Genomic DNA, 18,531 nt, shown 5'->3' with positions numbered 1-18,531 from the left:
CGTAACATGCCGTGGTTCACCTCCGCATCGAGCGACGAAACCGCAGCTGACACGCCGGCCCGCATTCCCAGGCTCGAACGGATCTCCATCCGCGGCGTGTACTCCCCGGCCACGAGGCGTGTGCGGGACCCCGCGAACTGGTACCCGAGCTGCAAGGCGGCGGTCGACGGCCTGACCGACAAGAAGCGCAAGGGCCAGGTCCTCACGGTGGGTGTGCTGTCGGACGACTCCGACGAGCACGTGGTCGGCCCGGACATGCGGCTCGGCGACGTTGTGACGCGGCCGCACGTCACGATGCTGATCCGGGTGACCCGCCAGGCCGGGGCGGCTGCGGGGGAGGCGCCGATGCCCGGTGCCCGCCCACCGCCCGCCCCCGCGAAGGGCTGCCCGCGCGGTTGGGGCGGCTGCGGCGGCCGTTTCGAGGGGCGGCTGTGGTCCAAGCCGCTCCGCCGCGGCGACTACGTGCCGGACCGGACCGTGGTCGAACGTCCGGGCGGGGTCGGGTGACCGCTGGTGATTCCCATCCCGCGCGAGCTGCGCCCCTGCCCCGACTGCCACAAGGACGTCCTGTGGAGGGTGGCTCCTGGTCGACGGCACGCCGGACGACCAGAGCAACCAGGCGTGCTACCGGGACGACCCCGCACGTGGAAGTCGCGCTCGGGACGTGCGCATCACGCGCGATTTGCTCTGCATCTCACCGCCGAAGACGGTCTTATCATCCGGCGCCATGCCTACGAGGACAGCCTGACTGTCGCCCAGGCATTCGAGGCGGAGAACCGTCGAAAGGCCGCCAGGCCATCGCATCCTCGGAGATCTGTGGTGGTCCCAGGCCCGCATGGACCAGGCCGCCGCCTACGCCGCCGCCCGCCAGGAGGCCGAGCAGCACGGCGTCGCCGGCCGCCGCCTGCACGACGATGAACAAGTCAGGGCACGGCTTGCTGCCTTACTGAGCTGAGGAAACAGAGAGCAGGGTAAGGCTTTAGAAAGCCGTCCCTCAACCGAACGTAATTGTTGATTCTCGCTGGTCGCCGTAGTGGGCTGCTGCTGCACAGTCAGCCGCAGGCGGACACAATTGTCTTCTCGGCAGAGGAGAGCTGCCTCAGGGCGAGAGTAGCTCCTACGCCAGGAATGGAAGCCAGGACGACGATTGCACCTCGCTTCAGTGGATTGCGCAACACGCAGCCGATTGCAACCGAACACCCGCATCCGTGGATTGGGTCAGTCAAGGATGCAATGGAAGCATTCTGCACCGTGGCGAGATTTATCAGGAGAAGTGCCGGGGAGGTGAGTTCACACTCCCGTGGTGGAGCCGGGACGGACGACCATCAACACAGTGACTACTGCCCACAGCAGGTTGAAAAGGCCGGTATACATGGCTAGTTGAGCAGTGTGTGATCGCTCGATGGCGCCGTGGGTGGTGATGTGCGCAAGGAGCTTGTCTTGGCTGGGCAGCACGAGGGCGACGAGGATACCAGCCGCCGCCGCGGTCAAGATGATCGATGCGATCAGCCATGCACTCCCGAGAATGCCCATGTACGAGGCAGTGGCGAACCCCAGTACCGGGACAGCCAGACCGATGCCGGCGTAGACCCGGCAGATTCGGTGGAGGAGTTGGATCGTAGCCGCCGTGGAGGTGTCCGACTCGCTTGCCCCGGCACGGCGGGCAGCCGGCGGGAACATACTGGCCGCAACGGAAACGGGGCCGATCGCGATGATGGCAGCCAGGACATGGAGAGAAAGAAGGATCTTGGTCATGATTCAGTGCGCTTCGCCGATCGTGAATTACGTATGAAGAACATTGCCGTTCCTATTGCTCAGACACCCGAAATCGAGCGCCATGTGAAAGACGTTTTGGCTGGCAGACTTATGACTGCCGTTGCGATTACTTCCTCGCCTACATTGGCATGCCTCCGTTCCTTGGCTGGGCCCGTGAACGGCCCTTTCATCGGCGCATGCGCTGGCCTACCTCGCCCAGGTCGGTCTCCCACCAGGGGCGGAACCGCTCCGGAGCCTGGGGGGTCCCGGCTGCGACGGAGGCCGGCGCGGGTTCCGGCGCCGCCGGGTCCGCCGGAGCGGATCCGGCAACGGGGGTGAGCTCGCGGTCGAGGCGCGCGTCCAGCTCGGCGGTCTTGTCCCGCTCCGCGCGCCACCACTGGACGAACACCGCGATCAAGAAGGGGAAGGCGACCAGTTCAGCCAGCGTCAGCATCAGGCCGCCGCCGAGCATCTGGTCGAACTCCGGGGTGGGACCCCAGGTTCGGGGGTGGGCGCGGTACCAGTTCCCTGCGACAAGGGTGCCGGTGGTCATGACGGCGATGCCTGGAATCGAGTCGAAGAGTCCGTCGAAGAAGACCAGCGCCGCCCTGACCGGGTAGGTGCACCAGCGTGGGAGCATCTCCTGGCGGGTGAGTATTGGCAGGATGAACAGGCAGCCGGTCAGGAGCAGTTGGGCATGCATCAGCTGCAGCACCAGACCACCCTGCAGCGCCGCAGGGAAGTATGGCGTGAAGTAGATCGTCAGCTCGGACGCAAGCACGAACACCGAACTGACCAGCGGGAACGTCAGGATCCTCACCGGCCGCGAGGTCACCGCCCGCTGCACGGGACCGTCCGGGTCGGCGAGGCCCAGGGGGTCGCCGAGCGCAAGGCCCAGCGGGACCAGCAGGTCGAGCAGGATGTTCTGCACCGCGGCCGGCCAGAACAGCACCCGGTCGTAGACGGCGAGCGACGACATGGTGGCCACCACGAGCATGCCGAGCCCGAGCAGCGCGAAAGCCAGGGTCCTGGTCGCCGACCAGCGCTGCCCGGACCTCACCCGTCGGACCACTCCCGCGGCGTACAGCCCGCCGAGTACGACCACGGCGGCCAGAGCCACCGGGTCGAGCGTCCAGGACGAGAACCCCCGGGCAACGTCGAGTTCCGGCAGCACGCCGCACCTTCCTTCCCGTCATCCCGCGATGCACCCGCAGGCGTCTACTTGCAGTTAGACTGCAGGCTACGCTAGCCCATCGGAAAGGGGAACTCGGCACCAGGGGCACCGCGCTGGCGCCGCCTCGTCAGGGAGTGGTCCCGAACATCGAAGGCGGCCGGAAGGCAAGCGCCCGTAGAGCCCCCCCCGGTTCCGCTCGGAGGCTTTGAACGCGGCTCCGGTGGCCCTGAGTTCGGGTGTGTCGGGGGCCTTCGTGCGTGCCGGCACCGGCGGGAGGCGGGCGTCCCCATCGTTGCTCGACGGGAGGCGAACCGGTGACTCGTCAGAAGCTTCACCCTTGATCCACGCCGGCCAACTCGGGCCGCTCAGAGGGCAGATCCTGAGGCGACTGCCTCTGATTTCCATTGAGCGACCCGGGTCGAACCGGGGTCGAATCAGAGCGGGTTCCTCTGGCTGCCTCCGATCGCCTCTGCAACCCGACCTAGCAGCTCACAGCCGATCCGGTCCGAGAAGGCGCAGGTCAGAAAGGTGTTCCAGGAATACCCGGCGTACAGCCCGACTCGTCTGCCACTCGATCTGCGGCCCGGCCGGATCTCCTGCCCTCCGTGCAACGACCCTCGGCCCACGGGGACTTGGGAGCTTCGAGCGTCTCACCGTCTCACCCGACAGCACCATCCACTCCGGAGTGACCGGCCCCTACCGGACCACCGGACAGACCGGCCCCTACCGGACCACCGGACAGACCGGCCCCTACCGGACCACCGGACAGACCGGCCCCTACCGGACCACCGGACAGACCGCCCCCGCCCAGATCGTAGTTCCGGTGGTCGACGGCAAGGTCGTACTCCCCAACAACAGCAGTTCCTCGGCACACCTCGTCGCCGACCTTGTCGGCTGGTACGGCTCCACCACGGGCGGCCCGGTGTTCCGGCCCGTCAGCCCGACACGGATCCTCAACACCCGTACCGGCACCGGCGGGAAGATCGCCAAGCTCGGCGCTCACGCCACGCTCAGACTCAAGGTCACCGGCGCGCACGGGGCCCCCGCGAGCGCAGTGAGTGCAGTCGATCTCCATCTCACGGTGCCCTCGCCGGCCGGCAGCGGCTACCTCGTCGCCTACGCCGACGGCACCACCGGGCCGGACGTCGGCATCAGCCTCGGCGAGTCACCGGCCTGCCATCGACTGCAAAGTCTGTCGATATCGAGTATCTTGACGTCGAGATTATTCTGATGGGAGAACCGGGGGCCAGTCATGTCATGGGCCGGGGACGGACTGATAGCGCAGCTGCGGCGGCCGCCGGGCGGGCGGGACGCGCGGACCATGCTGCTCGCGCAGTGCGTGGACCGGACCGGGACCGGGGTGTGGGCCGCGGCCTCGGTGCTGTACTTCACCTTCGTCAGCGGACTGGACGCGCGCCGGCTCGGACTGCTGCTGGGGGCGGGGGCGGTTGCGGGGATAGCCGGGTCACCGTTGGCGGGTCGCGCCGCCGAACGGTTCCCGGTGCGTGGGCTGCTGATCGGCTGTCATCTGCTGCGGCTGGGCACGATGGGCCTGCTGCTGGTGGCCGACGACTTCGCCACCCTGCTGCCCGTGGTCGCCCTCACCTGCCTGGGAGAGCGAGCGGCCAAGACGCTGGAGATGCTCTTCGCCACCCGGGCCGCGGGTGAGCAACGGGCCACCTACCAGGCGCTGTCGCGCAGTGTGGCCAACGCCGGATACGCGGTCGGTGCGGGCATCGCCGCAATCGGTCTCGGCGTGGGCACCACGAACGCCTACCGCGCGCTGATCCTGGCCGACGCGCTCTCCTTCGTCCTGGCCGCCGCACTGGTCTGGCGGACCCGGGAGCCGGCCGGCCACGGACTGGTCGTGGCACAGGGTCAAGGCAGAGCCCCTGACGCACCTGACGTACCTGACGCACCGTCATACGCCCCCAGTCCTTGGCGAGACCGCGGCTACCTGCTCTTCGTCCTGCTCGACATCCCGATGAACCTGGACGACTCGGTTCTCAACGTCGGTCTGCCGCTGTGGCTGGTGCACCACACGAGCGCGCCGCACGCGGTTGTTCCCGCCTTCCTGGTGGTCAACACCGTGCTCGTGGTGGTCCTGCAACTACGGATCTCGGCACGGGTCGAAGGGCCGCGCGGGGCAGCCGCGGCAGTGGGCTGGTACGGCGTCACCTTCTCCGCGTGCTGTCTGGTGCCGGCGACCGCCACCGGCGGTGGGGCCTGGCCGGCCTCGCTCGCCATGCTGGCGGCCGCGATGCTGGTCACCCTGGCCGAGCTGATGCGCTCGGTGAGCTCGTGGGAGCTGGCGGTCAGCCTGGCACCGCCACGGGCCCGTGCCTCCTATCTGGGAGTGGCCGGAATGGCCCAGTCGGTACAGAAGTCGGTGGGCCCCCTGCTGCTGACCGGCGCGGTGATGACGGCCGGTCCGGCGGGCTGGCTGGTGCTCGGCGCGGGGGTCACCGGGCTGAGCCTGGTGCAGCGACGGGCCGGCCTACGACGGCTGGCGACCCTCTCCGCACCCCGAGAGTCCGTCACCGCCGCCGGCGGTCCGACTGGCCGACGATAGGCCGGGCGGGCGGGCCGGGCAGGCGGAGCGGGCCCAGGTTCACGTGTCCATGGTGCGCGGTGTTCGCCCGGTGAGGCCGTGCAGTTCGCACGCGGGGCAGCCCCGTGGGTGGTCGGTGAGCGGGTAGCGGGTCGCGCACCGGATGCACTCCAGGGCGCGCAGCGCCGGTGACCGTACCGGGGTGCTCGTCGTCGGGATGTCAGCCCCCAGTCAGGTCTGCGGGAGAGCGCCTCACCAGGTCACTGGCAGTTCGAACAGCCCGTAGACGTTCATCCGGTGGCGGAAGCCGAGCTCCTCCAAGGGCTTGGTGACCCGCAGCCCGGGGAGGCGGCGCACCAGGCCCTCCAGGGCCGACTGGAGTTCCATGCGGGCGAGCGGCAGTCCCAGGCACTGGTGCACGCCGAAGCCGAACGCCAGATGCTGGCGCGCCGGGTGCCGGACGTCCAGCCGGTCCGGGGCGTCGAAGACGCGGGGGTCACGATTGGCGGCGGCCAGCTGGATCAGGACGCCCTCGCCGGCCCGCACGGTGACACCGCCGATCTCCATGTCCTCCGTGGCCACCCGCGGCAGCCCGGTGTGGATGACGGTCTGATACCGCAGAAGCTCCTCCACGGCCCCCGGAATCAGGTCGGGATCCTCGCACAGTGCCGCCCACTGGCCGGGTGCCTCCAACAGGTTCAGCACGCCGATGCCGATCATGTTGGCGGTGGTCTCGTGCCCTGCGACGAGAAGCACGGCAGCCATGCCGACGACCTCGTCATGGCTGAGGCGTCCCGGTGCCTCCTGCTCGGCGACCAGCCTGCTGAGCAGGTCGTCGTCCGGATGACTGGCCTTGTGGGTGGCCAGCCGGTCGAAGTAGGCGCGCAACTCCTCACGGGCGGCAAGGACCTTCTCGACCCCGGCGGTCTGATCGATCATCAGACGGCTCTGTTCCTGGAAGAACTCGTGGTCCTGGTAGGGCACACCGAGCAGCTTGCAGATCACGAGCGAGGGCAGGGGCAGCGCGAACGCGTCCACCAGGTCCGCGGGGGAGCCGGCGGCGATCATGTCGTCGAGCAGCGACTCCACCAGGGCATCGACCTCCGGGCGCATCCGCTGCATCCGCTTGACGATGAACTCCGCGGTGAGCATGCGGCGTTGCCTGGTGTGCTCCGGCGGATCCATGCGCAGAAAGCCGACCGGGAGATCCTCGTTCTGCTGGACCTTCTGGACCGGGGAGATGAACGGAAATCCAGGGCGGTGGAGATCCGCGCTCAGCCGGGGATCGCGCAGCGCCTGCCGCGCGTCGGAGTACCGGGTCACTACCCAGGGGCGGCTGCCGTCCCAGAGCGTCACCCGGGAGACGGGACGTTCCTCCCGCATCTCGCCCACGAGCGGTGGCAGATCGAGCGGACACCCGGTACGGACCGTGGGATACGCGGGTGCGGCATCGGTGCCGGCCGAGTCGGTGGTGGTGGTCATGCGTGCGCCCTCCAGGTCATGAGGTGTCGGGACGACGATGGATCGCCCGAGCCAGCCGCTTGACACACGCAGCAGGCGGGCCGTGGGTGATTCCCGGCGGTTGCTCGGGGCGCCGGGAGCAGGCGACCGTATGCGACAAGCACTTCCTCCACCTTTCCCAGCTTCTCTGCAATACCATTCGCTCGAACTTCAGAAGTTCTGCGTACGCCATATCGCCGGAAGCGGGAAGATTGACGAGTCGCGGCCATTCACAGGCCCCAGCGGCCGCCTTTCGGCCGACCTCTTTTCTTGCGACTCCTCAGACCCCCGTCCGAGCCACCGCAAGACGCTAGGCAGCAGCCATTCGGTCTGTCAAGGCAGTTGATTATGGGCGCGTTGCGCGCCTATGCCCCACTTGCCTCGCTTATCAAGAACTTGTGAATGTGCGGGGGTTCGAGATTTCGGCCAACTTTTTACGCATGGATTTGCGACACCCTGGGAACGCGGGCGCGAAATGATCGGATCGGCCGACGGGACCGGCCGCTTCAAGCCACCTGGAAGCGAGGGGTTCACGCCGTTCGGGCGTGTCGTCGCGCCGACTGTCGAATCATCGGCATGTTCCGGCCAATGGAAAGGTGGAGGCGTGCCGCGTCCCGTGCTGCGCGGCTGGTCGCCCCTGGTCGGTCGAGGCTGTGCAGCGAGTTCCGAATGGGCCGGGGTCGTAAGGATTCAGCCAATCTGGCCGGCCATGAGTCGGAAATGCGGTGGAACCGATCCCGCGATGACCGCACAACCCCGGCCACCGTTTAACTATTGACGGCAATCGAGGCGCTCGGTTAGGTTCGCCTTGGCTCGATCTTGGCGAACGAGTCGGCCGACGAGGCCGGCGGTGCCGAGGGAGGGCGGGCACGAGGTCCGTAGACGGAGCAACAAGACAAGCAAGCCGTAGTTTTCCCTTGCACGCGACTCCGGCGGAGTCCGCTCTTGTGCGGGGATACTTGAAACATCAGGCTCGCAGCCCTTTCCCTTCTTGTGGAGCGGGAACTTGTCGGCCGCTTGCACCATGCAGTCACCTCGGCTGTGCTGTAAAGCAAAGTGCGATATCTCCTGCTTCCGCGCATCCGAAGGCTGTATAGATCAGATCTCACGATCCACACGGGGGTATTGAAGTGGAATCCGTTCCGGAACCAAGGGGAGCCGGCGGATGACGGCGCAGAGCGCGACCGCCCTGCCGAACCGCACGCTCCTGCTGGCGCTCAGTCTGGGCGCATTCAGCATCGGTACCGACAGTTTCGTCATCAACGGCCTGCTCGAACGCATCGCGGCGGACCTTCATGTCACACAGTCCGGTGCCGGCCAGCTCGTCAGTGTCTTCGCTCTTGTCTACGCGCTGAGCGCACCGGTCCTCGCCGCGGTCACCGGCGCGTTACGCCGGAAGCAGTTACTGCTGACAGCGATGGTCGCCTTCGTGGCGGCCAACGCGCTCGGGGCCGTCGCCCCCGACTACCCGGTCCTCATGCTCTCCAGGCTGATCGCGGCCCTGGGGGCCGGCCTGTACATCCCCTGCGGCATGGCCATCACCGTCAGCATCACCCCGCAAGAGCGGCGCGGCCGCGCGATCGCCCTGGTCGCGGGCGGTATGTCCGCCGCCACCGCACTGGGCGTGCCGATCGGAACCCTGGTCGGCGCGGTGGGCAGTTGGCGTACGACGCTGGTCCTGGTCGCCGCTCTGGCGGCGCTGGCGGCGATCGTCCTGGCCGTGGCCCTCCCCCAGGTGCCGACCCCGCCGTCCGTCACGGTCCGCGAACGGCTCAGGGTCGTGGCCCACCCCGGTGTCCTGGCGGCCCTGGTGTCCAACTCCCTCGCCTGCGCCGGTGTGTTCACCGTCTTCACCTACATCGCCCCCCTCACCACGACGACCACGAAGGCGGACTCCAGCGGGGTGAGCGCCTATCTGCTGGTGTGGGGTGTCGCCGCCGTGCTGGGCAGCGTCGTCGGCGGCCGTGCCGCCGACGCCTTCGGCGGCCACCGCGCCTATCTCGCGGCCACGGGCGTCCTGTTGGCCGGTCTGCTGGGCATGGTGATGCTCACCCTGCCGGAACCGAGCGGCTCGCTGTCGAACCGCGCCCTGTTCGGGATGGTCCTCGCCGTGGTCAGCGTCGCCTGCTGGGCCCTGCCCACGGCACAGAACCACCGCATCGCGGGTCTGGACAGCCCGGCTCCGACCGTCGCGCTGTCCCTGAACAGCTCCTCCTCGTATCTGGGGGCGGCGATCGGCGGCGCCGTCGGCGGGCTCGCCGTCCAAGGCGGCTCGATGACCAGCCTGACGCTGACCGGAAGCGGCATCACGGTGCTGGCCCTGCTCGTGCTGGCCGCCACGGCCCGGCTGGTCGGGAGCGGACGCTCCGCCGCCCCCAAGGACGCGCCGACGGTCCGGCCGGACCTGCCGTCCACCGACTGATCCACCTCCCGGCAGTCACTCGCACCCTCACTCACCCGAGCACCGCGTGCTGGACAGGGCGGAAACGCCCAGATCACGGAGATTTGCGTGCATCCGACCGAAGACGAGACCGCGCAGCAGCCGACGACCACCGCCGAGGACGATCTGAACGAGATCTGGCGGGAAGTGCTGAACCTGGAGTCGGTCGACAAAGACGACAGCTTCTTCGAGCTGGGAGGCGACTCCCTGCTGGCCGCTCAGATCGTCACCCGTGTCCGGGAACGGCTGGGCGTCGACCTTCCGGTGCGCGACATCTTCGTCCACCCCACCCTGCGTGAGCTGACGGAAGCCGTCCGACGAGGCGCCACCGCGGGCGAACCGGGGGACGCGGCACCGACGAACCTGTCGGAGACAGCACCGTCCGACGGCGCGGGAACGACAGTGACGGCCGGCACTCCCTCGCCGGGCGACCCGGTGCCCGCCCACCCCCTGTCGGTCAATCAGGAACAGATGTGGTTCCTGCACAAACTCTCCCCGCGGGACCCCGTGTACAACAGCTCCCGCGCCATCCGGGTGCGCGGCGACCTCGATCTCGACCTGCTGGAACGGACGTTGACCGAGGTCCACGCCCGGCACGAGATCCTGCGCACCACGTATCGCGAGGAGCACGGCCGCGTCACGACGGTCGTCCATCAGCCCGGCCCGGTGACGATCAACCGGGTGGACCTCTCCGATGTGCCGGCCGAGGACCGCGACGGTGAACTCCTCCGGCTGATCGGCGAGGAGCTCGACCGGCCCTTCGTGCTCTCGGAACTGCCGCTGGAACGGTGGACGGCGTTCACGCTGGACCCGCAGGAGCACGAACTGCTCGCCGTGGGGCACCACATCGTGCACGACAGCTGGTCCTTCTCCCTGCTGTTGCGTCAGGTCGAGGAGCTCTACAACGCCCGTCTGCACGGTGAACAGCTCCCGCCCCGGCCTCCGGTGCCGCAGTACGGCGCGTACGCCCGAAGCCAGCGGCAGGCGCTGGAGTCCTCCGCCATGCGCGCACACCGCGCCTACTGGCGCGAGCACCTGTCCGGTGTGCCCGGCCTGCTCAACCTCCCCACGGACAGGCCCCGGCCGCCCGTACAGTCGCATCGTGGCGGCCGGGTGGCGAGCGAGGTGCCGGCCGCCTTGATGCCCGGTCTGGACGCGCTCTGCCGGGGGCACGGCGTCAGCAACTTCATGGTGCTGTACGCGTGCTTCGTCGGGATGCTGCACCGTTACAGCGGCGACACCGACCTCTGCGTCGGCAGTCCGCTCGCCAACCGGCAGACCGGGGAAGAGGAGCAACTGGTCGGGCTGGTCATGAACACGGCCGCCCTGCGCACCACGCTCTCCGCCGACACGACCTTCGAGGAACTGCTCCGGCAGGCGAGGGACACGGTGCTGGACGCCGCGGCGCACCAGGCGTGCCCGCTGCCTCTCGTCATCGACGACCTCGGCATCTCCAGAACGGCCGCTCACACGCCGCTCTTCCAGAGCATGATCACCGTTCATGACGACAGCAGCCAGGGACCGCGGTTCGGGGACGCGGATTCGGTCATCGCCGAACCGTTCAACGGGACGACGAAGTCGGATCTCGGTCTCATCGTGGCGCCCCGGACCAAGGGGCGCGGCGACGGCGGCTCGGCGGACGGTATCGGGCTGATCTGGGAGTACAACGCGGATCTGTTCGACGCGGCGACCGTCGACGCCATGGCGTCGGCCTTCCTCCGGATGCTGTCGCACGCCGTTGCCGAACCGGGCGCCCCGGTGGGCCGGCTCCGGCTGGCCGACGACGAGCGTGTCGAGCGGATCCTGCGGGAGTGGAGTGTCCGCGCGGCCGCCGGAACCCGCACGGGGGAGACGCCCGAGGAGGCGTTCGTCCCGGTCCACCGGCGTGTCGAGCTGCGCGCCCGGCAGGAGCCCGGCAAGGTCGCGCTGGTCCAGGCGGGCCGGTCGGTGACCTACGGGGAGATGGAGCGCGACGCCGCCCGACTCGCCCGTAGGCTGCACGCCTCGGGAGCGTCCGCCGGAACCGTGGTCGCCGTCTGTCTCCCGCGCGGACCCGAGCTGGTGATCTCCGAGCTCGCGGTACTCAAGACCGGCGCCGCGTTCCTCCCGATCGACCCGGGACATCCGCAGGCCCGGGTGGAGGCGATGGCGGAAGACGCCGATGTCCTCGCGGTGGTCACCGACGACGAGGGGCGCACCCGGTTCCCGGGCCGGACCTGTCTTGCGGTCCACCCGGCAGAGGACGACGACACCGCTGTGGACACCGCCCTGGACGCGGTAGATGTCTCCGCCGACGACATCGCTTACATCATGTTCACCTCCGGCTCGACCGGACGCCCGAAGGGAGTCGAGGTACCCCATCGCGGACTGGGCAACCTCGTCTCCTGGTATGTACGGGAGTACGGGCTCACGGCGGACGACAACGCCACCTGCGTCTTCTCCCCCGGGTTCGACGCCACGCAGCTGGAGATCTGGCCGTCCCTGGCCGTCGGCGCCACCCTGCACTTCCCCGAGCGGGCCGTCCTGCTCGTCGCCGACGACTACCGCGGTTGGATCCGGGAGAACTCCGTCACGGTCACCTGTCTGCCCGTCACCCTCGCCACACCGCTGCTGGGCCAGGACTGGGACCCGGACACCCCACTGCGGCTCATGGTCACCGGCGGGGAGCGGCTGACCGCGCGCCCGCGTCCGGGAACTCCGTTCCGCCTGATCAACGTGTACGGCCCCACCGAGACGACGGTGCTCACCACCGTCGGGTCGGTCACCGCCGAGGGCGAGGCGCACGGAGCGCCGACGATCGGCCGACCGGTCGACGGAGTAGCCGCCTATGTGCTGGACGCGGGGCTCAGGCCGGTGCCCGCCGGTGTGGTCGGTGAGGTGTACATCGGTGGCGCCGGTGTGGCCAAGGGCTACCTCGGACGCCCCGAGCTGACCCGGGAACGCTTCGTGCCGGACCCGTTCTCCGCCGTCCCCGGTGCCCGGATGTACCGGACCGGTGACCTCGCCCGGTTCCGCCGCGACGGCGAGATCGAGTTCATCGGGCGGGCCGACGAGCAGGTGAAGGTACGGGGGTACCGGATCGAGCTCGGCGAGATCGCCTCCGTGCTGCGCGCCCACGACCGGGTGCGCGACGCCCACGTCGTCGTCCGTACGCCGGCGCAGTCACCGTCGTCCGCGCCCGGCTCGGCCCACGACCGGCTCGTCGCCTACGTCGTCCCGCGGGACCCGTCGGCTGCGCTCGACCACGACTCCCTGCGCCGCCATGCCGCCCGCAGCCTGCCCGCGTACATGGTGCCCACCTCGTTCGTGCTGCTGCCCGAACTGCCGCTCACCCTCAACGGCAAGGTCGACGCCGCCCGGCTGCCCGAACCCGGCGAGCAGCCGGGCAGCCCGGCGGCCGCGGCCGGGGTGCCCGCCGACGCCCTTGCCCGCCGGATCGCCGCCATCTGGAGCGATGTCCTGCAACTGTCCCGCGTCGGGGCCGACCAGAGCTTCTTCGACCTGGGCGGGCACTCCCTGCTGCTGGCTCAGGTGCACCAGCGGCTGGATTCTGAACTCGGTATCTCGGTCCCGCTGATGACTCTCTTCGAGTTCCCGACGGTGAGTTCCCTCGTCGCCCACCTCAGCGGTGTACCGTCCGCGGCCCCGCGCGTCGAGGTCCGTGGCCCGAGCGGGGGCGGGACGGCCGGGCCCGAGCCGATCGCGGTGGTCGGCATGGCCGGGCGGTTCCCGGGCGCCGCGAACGTCAGCGAGTTCTGGGAGAACCTGCGCGCGGGCGTCGAGTCCATCACCCCCCTGGGCCCGGTCGGCCCGGACGGGGAAGGCCTCACCGCCTTCGGACTGCTGGAGTCCGCAGCCGAGTTCGACGCCGAGTTCTTCGGCTACTCCCCGCGCGAGGCACTCCTGATCGACCCGCAGCAGCGGGTGTTCCTGGAGGTCGTGCACACGGCGCTGGAGGACGCCGGGCTGGTCCCGCGCCCGGACGGGCCGTCCGTCGGCATCTTCGCCGGCGGCAGCATGACGACGTACTACTCCGTCCTCCGCTCCCAGCGCGCCCGGCTGCCCTTCGCCGACGACTGGGAGTTCCGGCTCGCCGCCGGCCCGGACCATCTCACCACCCGGCCCGCGCACAAGCTGGGGCTGAGGGGGCCCGCGGTGACGGTCGCCACGGCCTGTTCCACGTCACTGACCGCCATCCACATGGCCTCGGGGGCTCTCCGGTCCGGCGACTGCGACGTGGCCCTCGCCGGCGGGGCGGGCATCCGGCTGCCGCTGCTTCCCGTGCGGTACAGCGAGGGCGGCCCCTTCGCGGTGGAGGGGCACGTCCGGGCGTTCGACGCCGACGCCTCGGGGATCGTGGGCGGCAGCGCCGCCGCCGTCGTCGTGCTGAAGCGGCTGTCGGACGCCGTGGCCGCCGGTGACCACATCCACGCGGTGCTGCGGGGCTCGGCCATCAACAACGACGCCGGAGCGAAGATCGGCTTCACGGCTCCGAGCATCGAGGGCCAGGCGGCCGTCGTACGGGCCGCGCATCTGGCGGCCGGGATCGAGCCCGACTCGGTCGGCTATGTCGAGACCCACGGCACCGGTACGCCCCTGGGCGACCCCATCGAGGTGGCCGGACTCACCCGGGCCTTCCGGGCCGGCACCGACAGACGCGGGTTCTGCTACCTCGGATCGGTCAAGACCAACGTCGGGCACACCGACTCGGCCGCCGGTGTCGTCGGGTTCATCAAGGCCGTCCTCGCCGTGGAGAAGGGCGAGATACCGCCCAGCCTCAACTTCGAGAAGCCGAACCCGCAGATCGACTTCGACGACAGCCCGTTCATGGTCAACACGGAGCTGCGCGAGTGGAAAGAGCCCGGGGGCGCCCGGCGGGCCGGGGTCACCGCGCTGGGTATCGGCGGCACCAACGTCCATGTCGTCGTGGAGGAGCCGCCCGCCGTGGCGCCGCCCGCCTCCGCGCCGTCGCTGCCCGAGGTGCTGCCGCTGTCGGCCCGGTCCGAAGCCGCCCTGGACGACCTGACGACGGCCACCGCCGAGCGGCTGGGCCACGCTTCAGGGCTGCAACTGGCGGACGTGGCCTTCACGTTGCAGCAGGGCCGCCGCGAGGGTCCGTACCGGCGGTTCCTGGTCGCCCGGGACACCGCCGACGCCGCCCGGACCCTTGCGGCGCGCACCCCGCGACGGGTGGTGACCTCCTCCGGGGAGTCCAAGGACCGCGCGGTGGCCTTCATGTTCCCGGGGCAGGGCGGCCAGCACATCGGTATGGCCCGGGACCTGTACGAGCACCAGCCCGCGTTCCGCCGCCACCTCGACGAGGCCTGCGAGGCCGCGCTCAGCCGGCTGGGCCTGGATCTGCGTGCCCTCATGCACCCCGACCCCGGCAACCCGGAGGCCGTCGCGGAGGCGCAGCGGCGGATCAACTCCATCACGGTCGCGCAACCGGCGGTGTTCGTCGTGGAGTATGCGCTGGCCCGGCTCTGGCGCCACTGGGGCATCGAGCCCGGCGCCGTCGTGGGCCACAGCCTCGGCGCCTACGCCGCCGCGTGTGCTGCCGGGATCTTCTCCCTGGAGGACGGGGTGGGCCTGGTCGGTATGCGGGGCAGGCTGCTGCAGACCGTGGAGCCCGGCGCCATGCTCGCCGTACGACGGCCGGAACAGGAGGTGCTGCCCCTGCTGCCGGACACCGTCACGGTGGCGGCGGTGAACGGCCCCGGGCAGGTGACGGTGTCCGGACGCGAGGCCGACATCGACCTGTTCGCCGAAACCCTGACGGCCCATCAGATCGACTTCCGCAAGCTGCGTATCTCGGGCGCGGGCCACTCGCCGCTGGTGGAGTCGATCCTGGACGAGTTCCACGCGACCGTGGCCGGGATCAGGCTCTCCGAGCCGACGGTGCCCTTCGTGTCCGACATGACCGGGACCTGGGTGGAGCCGGGGCAACTGACCGATCCGGCGTACTGGACGGCCCATATGCGCAGGGCGGTCCGCTTCGGCGACGCCGTGTCCACCCTGCTGAAGGATCCCGACCGGATCCTGCTGGAGGTCGGCCCGGGCATGACGCTGACCACGCTGTCCCGTCAGCACCCCGAGCTGACCGAGCACCAGCTCGTCCTGCAGTCCCAGCCGCATCCGACCGACCCCAGCTCCTCGCTGGCGGTCGCGCTGGACGCGCTCGGCAGGATCTGGCTGACCGGCGCCCGCGTCGACTGGGACCGGGTGCAGCCGGTACGGCCGGGACGGCGGCGGGTCAAGCTGCCCGGGCATCCGCTGTACCGGCGGCACTACCTGGTGGAACCCCCCGAGTCCGACCCGGACGGGGAGGCGCCCGCGCCCGCGACCGCCGCGTCGATCCCCGAGGCATGGATGGGCCGCGCACCGCGGGCCGACGAGGACGTGAGGACGGCGCGGGCCGGCGGGGACGGCACACCGGCCGCCACGCCGACCGAGTCGCGTATCGCGCAGACCTTCCGGGACCTGCTCGGCATGGACGATGTCGAGCCGTCCGACAGCCTCTTCGACCTGGGCGGTGACTCCGTCCTGGCCACCCGGCTCGCGGCGTGGCTGCGGGACACCTTCCGGATCGGCCTGGAGACCCGCGAGGTCTTCACCCACCCCACCGTCGCCGCCCTGGCCGAGCTGACGGACCGACGTATCGCGGAGAGTGATCGATAGTGGCTGCCCGCTCACCCTGGCTGGTCTGCCGACGCAGGCGGCCCGAGGCACGGCTGCGCCTGTACTGCTTCCCGCACAGCGGCGGCTCCCCGGGGGAGTACGTGCGCTGGGCGGACGACCTGCCCGACGTGGAGGTCTGGGGCATCCAGGCACCCGGCCGCGGATCCCGGATCACGGAGACACCCGCCACCTCGGTCCAGGAGTTCGTGGACGGGCTCCTCGCGAGCACCGAGTTCGTCGCCCCCTTCGTGTTCTTCGGGCACAGCCTGGGCGGACTGACCTCCTTCGAGACGGCGCGGGCCCTGCGTGCCGCGGGCCGCCCGCTGCCCGAGCGGCTGGTGCTGTCCGCGTACCCGGCACCCCATCTGTCCCATCCGCGCACTCCGCTGCACACGCTGGACGACGACGAGTTGCTCGCCGCGATCGACGAGCGCTACGGCGGACTGCCGGACACCCTGCGCCAGGACCCGGAGCTCGTACGTCTCGTGGTGCCGGCCTACCGCGCCGACTTCACGATCTTCGAGACCTACAAGCACGACCCCCGACCGCCCCTGGACATCCCCCTGTCCGTGCTGGGCGGCGAGAGCGACCTCACCACTCCGCTGCTGCCCGAGTGGCACCGGCACACCACCGCGGACTGCACCGTGCAGCTGCTGCCGGGCGGCCATTTCTACCTGCGGGAACAAGCGGAGGACTTCATGAACGTGCTGCGGAGGCTGATATGACGTCGAACATCCTGCGGGAGATCATCCACGGCCGGCTTCCGTGGGACGAACTGCGCTCCGTCCCCCGGCAGGCCGCGGAGGACCGACGGGCGGGCGACGAGGCCGTCGCCGTACTGGAGAAGGTGCTCGACGAGCATCTCGACGTCGCCGCCCTGGAAAGCGGCGGCCGGATGTCCGACGACCTGGTCCGCGGTCTCGTCGACGCGGGGTTCCTGGCGATGTCGCTGCCCCGCGAGGACGGCGGGCTCGGCCTGTCCGACTACAGCGCCTTCCGGGTCTACGAGGCGGCCGCCCACCGTTCGCCCGCCGTCGGCATGCTGCTCTCGGCGCACAACTCGATGGGCCCGGCCACCTATCTGCGTGCCCTGCCCGAGGGCCCGTTGCGCGATCTGCTCGCCAAGCACCTGGCCGCCGGATCGCTGTCCTCGATCGCCAGCACCGAACCCGAGGGCGCCGCGAACGCGGACCGGTCCGCCACCGCGCGCCGCACGGAGGACGGCACCGGCTATCTGCTCAACGGCGAGAAGGTCTTCATCAGCAACGGTCCCCTCGCGCGGCTGGTCGCCGTGACCGCGACCGTCGAGGACAGCGACGGCCAGGTCGGCCTGTTCTTCGTCGAGGTGCCCGCGCCCGGCTTCGAGGTGCTCGCCGAGCACGAGTACATGGGGCTGCGCGGCGCCCCGTCCGCCCATCTGCGGATGACAGACGTGTTCGTCCCGGTGGGCCACACGGTGGCCGCCCACGCCGAGTGGCGCACCGCGTCACCCTTCGCGGAACTGCACACCCTGGCACGGATCTACCTGATCAGCGCCCCTTCGACGGCCATCGCCCGGCGCAGCCTCGACTGGTCCCGGTCCTTCGTGGCCGGACGCCGGGTCGACGGACGGTCGCTGGCCGAGTACGAGGCCGTGCAGCGGATGATCGCCGCGTCGGCCGCGGACGTCTTCGCCATGGACAGCGCGGTGCGCCGGGCGCTGATCGGGACCGAGGCGACCGAGTCCCAGTGGGAACGGGACGCGCTGAAGAACATCACCACGCTGGCCGGGTGGCGGGTGGCGGACCGCGCGGTGTCGCTGATGGGTGCCCAGGGGATCGAGACCGCGCGCAGCAAGGCGGCACGGGGCGTCGCGGCCTACCCCGCTGAGCAGGCCCAGCGGGATCTGCGCGGGCTGCGGATCGGCGGCGGCGTGGACTTCAACCTCGACCGTGTGCTGGCCGCACGTATGCTCGCCACCTACTACCGGGGCGCCCCGAAGGCGCAGCCGGGCGCCGAACGGACCGCGTCCGACGCCCTCGGCACAGGGGCTCTGTCGGAGGCCAACCGCGGCTGTCTGACCGCGCTCGTGGAGGACGTACGACGCCTCGGCGACATCTGCGCCGACCTCACCGGCAGCACGCCGGCCCCCGAGCTGCTCGCCCGCCAGGAGACGCTGATCGCCGTCAACCGCATCGTGACCGAGCTGTTCACGATGGCCGTGGTGCTGGCCCGCGCCGCGTGGAGCGGCGATGACGAACCGCAGGCCCAGGATCTCGCGACGGTCTACTGCCATGGCTCCCGGCGTCGGCTGACGAGCCTGTGGGAGCAGGTCTCGCAGCAGCTCCCGGACGCCTACCGACGGCTCTCCCAGGCCTGGACGAGCGGGGAGCCGACCGGTCTTCTGCACCCCTGACCGATGCCCTCGCCCCGTTTGCGCACAGGACTCATCCG

10 protein-coding genes and 1 pseudogene are annotated in these 18,531 nt (G+C 70.2%); 8 read left to right on the top strand and 3 right to left on the bottom strand.

Going from position 1 to position 18,531, the window contains the following annotated elements; genetic code table 11:
- The first annotated feature begins 6 nt into the window (after positions 1-6).
- Together AB0L95_RS13105 and AB0L95_RS13100 are read left to right on the top strand one after the other, a co-directional pair.
- Complete coding sequence (locus AB0L95_RS13105) at positions 7-507, top strand: hypothetical protein (protein ID WP_365161233.1); 501 nt, start codon at positions 7-9, stop codon at positions 505-507.
- Positions 508-657: 150 nt separating this feature from the next.
- Positions 658-774, top strand: a pseudogene (locus AB0L95_RS13100) (ketosteroid isomerase); the annotation flags it as partial.
- Positions 775-1,290: 516 nt separating this feature from the next.
- Here AB0L95_RS13100 and AB0L95_RS13095 read toward each other — a convergent pair.
- Both AB0L95_RS13095 and AB0L95_RS13090 read right to left on the bottom strand, forming a co-directional pair.
- On the bottom strand, positions 1,291-1,755 hold the full coding sequence (locus AB0L95_RS13095) for a hypothetical protein (protein WP_365161231.1): 465 nt from the start codon (positions 1,753-1,755) through the stop codon (positions 1,291-1,293).
- A gap of 187 nt (positions 1,756-1,942) precedes the next feature.
- Positions 1,943-2,929: a cytochrome c oxidase assembly protein gene (locus tag AB0L95_RS13090; protein ID WP_365161229.1), complete on the bottom strand. Its 987-nt coding sequence runs from the start codon at positions 2,927-2,929 to the stop codon at positions 1,943-1,945.
- 685 nt (positions 2,930-3,614) lie between these two features.
- Between AB0L95_RS13090 and AB0L95_RS13085 the strand changes: the two genes are divergently transcribed.
- Together AB0L95_RS13085 and AB0L95_RS13080 are read left to right on the top strand one after the other, a co-directional pair.
- On the top strand, positions 3,615-4,160 hold the full coding sequence (locus AB0L95_RS13085) for a hypothetical protein (RefSeq protein WP_365161228.1): 546 nt from the start codon (positions 3,615-3,617) through the stop codon (positions 4,158-4,160).
- 21 nt (positions 4,161-4,181) lie between these two features.
- Entirely contained in the window at positions 4,182-5,501 is a 1,320-nt protein-coding gene (locus AB0L95_RS13080; RefSeq protein WP_365161226.1) for an MFS transporter, read from the top strand.
- Positions 5,502-5,732: 231 nt separating this feature from the next.
- On the opposite strand, the gene AB0L95_RS13075 is transcribed toward AB0L95_RS13080, so the two are convergent.
- On the bottom strand, positions 5,733-6,962 hold the full coding sequence (locus AB0L95_RS13075; protein ID WP_365161224.1) for a cytochrome P450: 1,230 nt from the start codon (positions 6,960-6,962) through the stop codon (positions 5,733-5,735).
- 1,183 nt (positions 6,963-8,145) lie between these two features.
- Between AB0L95_RS13075 and AB0L95_RS13070 the strand changes: the two genes are divergently transcribed.
- The 4 genes from AB0L95_RS13070 to AB0L95_RS13055 all read left to right on the top strand — a co-directional run bounded on the left by AB0L95_RS13070 (position 8,146) and on the right by AB0L95_RS13055 (position 18,493).
- Positions 8,146-9,402 carry an MFS transporter gene (locus AB0L95_RS13070; protein WP_365161222.1) on the top strand — a complete coding sequence of 419 codons (1,257 nt, stop codon included), beginning with the start codon at positions 8,146-8,148 and terminating at the stop codon, positions 9,400-9,402.
- Between the two features lie 87 nt (positions 9,403-9,489).
- Positions 9,490-16,098, top strand: coding sequence for an amino acid adenylation domain-containing protein (locus AB0L95_RS13065; protein ID WP_365161220.1), 6,609 nt, complete (start codon positions 9,490-9,492; stop codon positions 16,096-16,098).
- Complete coding sequence (locus AB0L95_RS13060) at positions 16,098-16,823, top strand: alpha/beta fold hydrolase (RefSeq protein ID WP_365161219.1); 726 nt, start codon at positions 16,098-16,100, stop codon at positions 16,821-16,823. The genes AB0L95_RS13065 and AB0L95_RS13060 overlap by 1 nt, the downstream gene beginning before the upstream one ends.
- On the top strand, positions 16,820-18,493 hold the full coding sequence (locus AB0L95_RS13055) for an acyl-CoA dehydrogenase family protein (RefSeq protein ID WP_365161217.1): 1,674 nt from the start codon (positions 16,820-16,822) through the stop codon (positions 18,491-18,493). The genes AB0L95_RS13060 and AB0L95_RS13055 overlap by 4 nt, the downstream gene beginning before the upstream one ends.
- The last annotated feature ends 38 nt before the right edge of the window (positions 18,494-18,531 follow it).

It is taken from the genome of Streptomyces sp. NPDC052036 (genome assembly GCF_040680495.1).
Taxonomy (GTDB): Bacteria; Actinomycetota; Actinomycetes; order Streptomycetales; family Streptomycetaceae; genus Streptomyces.
This window is presented reverse-complemented; position numbering and strand designations above follow the sequence as displayed.